Annotated in this window: 1 protein-coding gene; it reads right to left on the reverse strand. The window is 71.8% G+C overall.

Annotated features, from left to right (window positions below):
- The coding region (locus OO69_RS48360; protein WP_158713551.1) for a PAS domain-containing protein at positions 1-365 on the reverse strand (365 nt) is incomplete at both ends.

The raw sequence follows: 365 nt of genomic DNA on the forward strand, positions 1-365 counted from the left end.
CCGCACACTCACCCAGATCTCCGCCGGCGCGGGCGGCGCAGCCTCCGCCAGCACATGCGTCAGCGCGCTCTCCAGCTCCTCGACTCCCTGGGCGAGCAACTCCCCGAGCGGCCGCCCGAGCACCGACGTACGCCCGATACCCAGCGCCCGAGCCGCATGAGCGTTCACCACCGCGGGCCGCAGATCCGCGTCCACGAGCACCACGCCCCACGAAGCGTCCTCGAACAGTGCCTCGCTCAACGCGATCGACCGCTCCAGATCGATCTGCACATGCACCTCGCTCAAGGCGCAGTACAGCCCGGCGGGCTTCCCGTCCGGCCCCCGCACGGCCGCCGACTGCGTCCGTACGAGGACCCGTCCACCGT

Source organism: Streptomyces sp. NRRL F-525 (assembly GCF_000716605.1).
In the GTDB taxonomy this organism is placed as follows: Bacteria; Actinomycetota; Actinomycetes; order Streptomycetales; family Streptomycetaceae; genus Streptomyces.